Consider the following 4309-nt stretch of genomic DNA (forward strand, 5'->3'; position numbering starts at 1 on the left):
CCCACCACCCCCAGCGCCGGCGCCACCGCCCTCGGCCTGACCACCATCGAGCACCCGCTGCTCACCACCGTCACTGAACTACCGGACGGCAAGGGCTACCTGTTCACCGGCCGAATCTCCGCCGAGCACCCGGCCTGGGCACCGGAACACGAGATCTACGGCGCGTACATCCTGCCCGGGGTCTCCTTCGTGGACCTGCTGCTGCACGTGGCACGGATCGTGGGCTGTGACCAGATCGAGGAGTTGACCCACCGCACCTTCCTCGCCATCCCCGAACACGGTGCGCTCCAGCTGCGCCTGGCCGTCGACGCACAGGACGACGCCGGCAGCCGCACCTTCGCCCTGTACTCCCGCGCCGAGGACGCGCCGTCCGGCACCGAGTGGACCCTGCACGCCACCGGTGCGCTCGCGGTGGGCGACCCGGCCGGCGCGTTCGAGCCGTTCGAGGACGGCGAGTGGCCGCCCACCGACGCGAGTCCACTGGACATGACGGAGTTCTACCGGCGGATCGTGGACGCCGGCTTCGGCTACGGCCCGCTCTTCCGCTCACTGCGCGCCGCCTGGCAGCAGGGCGACACCACGTACGGCGAAGTGGCCTTCCCGGCCGACGCGGACCCCGGCGCCTACGGCATCCACCCCGGACTGCTGGACTCCGCCCTGCAACCGGCGGCCCTGGTGCTGGGCGCCACCCCGGCCGAGGACAGCATCCGGGTGCCGTTCTCCTGGAGCGGCGTGGCGATCCACTCGGTCGGCGCCACCCGGCTGCGGGTCCGGCTCTCCCGCCCGACTCCTGACACGGTCTCGCTGGCGATCGTGGACCACACCGGGGCGCCCGCGATCACCATCTCCTCGCTGGCCATGCGGGCCGTGGCGACCGACCAGATGGCCGCTGCCCAGGCGGCCCCGGCCCAGGAGCTGTACCAGCTCGACTGGACCGCGCTGCCACTGCCCACCGCGACCAAGGGGACACCGCACTGGGCGGTGCTCGGCGACACCGAGCTGACGGACGCGCTGCGCCGCGCGGGCATCGACGCGACGACCTACCAGGACGTCCCCGCGCTGCGCGCCGCGCTGGCCGCCGGTGCGCCCGTCCCGCAGCTGGCCGTCCTGCCCGCCCTCGGCGCCCCCGACGCGACACCCGACCGGGCGCACGAACTCACCGCCCGAGTACTGAAGATCATCCAACAGCTTCTGGCGGATGATGAGTTGACCGTCAAGCTGGCGATCCTCACCCGCTCGGCCGTGGCCGTCGCGGACGACCAGGAGCTGACCGACCTCGGCGCCGCCGCCGTCCACGGCCTGGTCCGCACCGCGCAGTCCGAGCAGCCCGACCGGTTCGTCCTGGTCGACCTCGACGACTCCGACGCCTCGCTGGCCGCCCTGGCCGCCGCCGTCAGTCTCGGCGAACCGCAACTCGCCCTTCGCGATGGAAAGATGACGGTCCCCAGGCTGGCGACGGCCGGTCCGGCCGACGACCCGGCACCGGCGTTCGACGCCGACGGAACGGTGCTGATCACCGGCGGAACCGGCGCACTGGGGGCGCTGCTGGCCAGGCACCTGGTCACCCGGCACGGCGTCCGGCACCTGCTGCTGACCAGCCGGCGTGGCCCCGACGCCCCCGGCGCAACGGAGTTGGCGGCCGAGCTGGCGTCGCTGGGCGCCGAGGCGCGGATCGCCGCCTGCGACACCGCCGACCTGCCGGCGCTGACCGAGCTGTTGGCGACCGTCCCGGCCGAACACCCGCTGCGCGCCGTCGTGCACTGCGCGGGTGTGCTGGACGACGGCACGATCCCCGCGCTGACCGCCGAACGGCTCGACACCGTCCTGACGCCCAAGGCCGACGCCGCCTGGAACCTGCACACCGTCACCCGGGGCCTGGAGCTGACGGCGTTCGTCCTGTACTCCTCGATCGTCGGCACCCTCGGAGCGAGCGGCCAGGGCAACTACGCGGCCGCCAACGGCTATCTGGACGCCCTCGCCTCGTTCCGCCGGGCCCAGGGCCTGCCCGCGACCTCGCTCGCCTGGGGCCTGTGGGACAGCGCGGCGAGCATGGGCGGCACGCTCGGCGAACAGGAGCAGGCCCGGATGGCCCGCACCGGCCTGACCCCGATGCCGGACGAGCAGGGCCTCGCCCTCTTCGACGGCGCGCTGTCGCACGAGCGGGCGGTGCTGGTACCCGCCCGCCTCAACGCCGCGGGTCTGCGGTCGCAGGCGGCCGCGGGCACGATCGCCCCGATCCTCGCCGGGCTGTACCGCCCCCGGCCGCGCCGCGCAGCCGAGGCCGGCCCGAGCGTCGGCGAGAACGGGCTGGCCCAGGAGCTGGCCTCGCGCGGCGAGGCGGAGCAGGGCCCGTTCCTGCTCGACTTCCTCAAGGGACACATCGCGACCGTGCTCGGCCACGATCCGTCCGCGGTGATCGATCCGGAGAGCTCGTTCAAGGAGCTGGGCTTCGACTCGCTGACCGCGGTGGAGCTGCGCAACACCCTCAACAAGGCGGTCGGCCTCCGACTGCCGGCCACCCTCACCTTCGACTACCCGACGCCCGCCGCGATCGCCCGCTACCTGCACGGCGAGCTGCTGAGCTCGGCGCCGCAACGCGGCCCGGCCAGGCCCGCCGCCAAGCGGTCCGGGCGGTCCGGGGACGAGGAACCGATCGCGATCGTGGGCATGGGCTGCCGGTTCCCCGGCGGCGCCGACACCCCCGAGAACCTGTGGAACCTGGTCGCGTCCGGCACCGACGCGATCGGCGAGTTCCCGCGCAACCGCGGCTGGGACGTCGAGGGGCTCTACGACCCCGACCCCGACGCGATCGGCCGGACCTACACCCGGCACGGCGGCTTCCTCTACGACGCCGACCGGTTCGACGCCGACTTCTTCGGCATCACCCCGCGCGAGGCGCTCGCCCTCGACCCGCAGCAGCGGCTGCTGCTGGAGGTCAGCTGGGAGGCGCTGGAGCGGGCGGGCATCGTGCCGGCCACACTCCGCGGCGGCCAGGTCGGCGTCTTCGCGGGTGTGGTCACCCAGGAGTACGCGCCGCTGGTCCGCCAGGGCACCGAAGGCGTCGAGGGCTACCTGCTCACCGGTACGACGGCGAGCGTGGCCTCGGGCCGGGTCTCCTACGCCTTCGGGTTCGAGGGGCCGGCGATCACGGTGGACACCGCCTGCTCCTCCTCGCTGGTCGCGCTGCACCTGGCCACCCAGGCGCTGCGCAACGGCGAGTGCACGATGGCGCTGGCCGGCGGCGCGACCGTGATGGCCAACGCGGGCATGTTCCTGGAGTTCAGCCGGCAGCGCGGACTGGCGCCCGACGGCCGGGCCAAGTCCTTCGCGAACGCCGCCGACGGCACCATCTGGGCCGAGGGCGCCGGCATGGTGCTCCTGGAGCGGCTCTCCGACGCCCGAGCCAACGGCCACCAGGTGCTCGCGCTGATCCGCGGTACGGCGGTCAACCAGGACGGTGCCAGCAACGGGCTCACCGCGCCGAACGGGCCGTCCCAGCAGCGGGTGATCCGCACCGCGCTGGCCAACGCCCGGCTGACGCCCGACCAGGTGGACGCGGTCGAGGCGCACGGCACCGGCACCACCCTCGGCGACCCGATCGAGGCGCAGGCGCTGATCGCCACCTACGGACAGGACCGGCCGGCCGAACTCCCGTTGCTGCTCGGCTCGTTGAAATCCAACATCGGGCACGCGCAGGCCGCCGCCGGCATCGGCGGCGTGATCAAGATGGTGCAGGCGATCCGGCACGGCATGCTGCCCAAGACCCTGCACGTCGACGAGCCGACCCCGCACGTGGACTGGACCGCCGGCGCGGTCGAACTGCTCACCGAGGCACGCCCCTGGCCCGAGACCGACCACCCCCGACGAGCAGCCGTCTCCTCCTTCGGCATCAGCGGCACCAACGCCCACCTCATCCTGGAGGCCGCTCCCGCAGCCGAGACAGCGAAATCACCGGACTCGGTCGCCCCGCTCCTGCTCTCCGCGAAGACCGAACCCGCGCTCCGCGAACAGGCGGACCGCCTCCGCCGCTTCCTGACCGAACGCGACGACATCAGTCCCGCCGACGCCGCGCACATCCTGACCACCGGCCGCACCCACTTCCCCCACCGCGCAGTGGTCCTGGGCCAGAACCGCGAGGAGCTGCTGGCCGGGCTGGACGCCCTCGCCGAGCAGCGCACGGCCGGCAACCTCGTCCAGGGATCGGCCCGGGGCAGCGGCAAACTCGCCATCCTCTTCACCGGCCAAGGCGCACAACGACTCGGCATGGGACACGAACTCTACGACACCGAACCCGTCTTCACCGCCGCCT

Annotated in this window: 1 protein-coding gene; it reads left to right on the forward strand. The window is 73.5% G+C overall.

Annotated elements, in window-relative coordinates:
* The coding region (locus ACZ38L_RS38625) for a type I polyketide synthase (protein WP_465702686.1) at positions 1–4309 on the forward strand (4309 nt) is incomplete at both ends.

The sequence above is a fragment of the Kitasatospora sp. NPDC024654 genome (assembly GCF_055559155.1).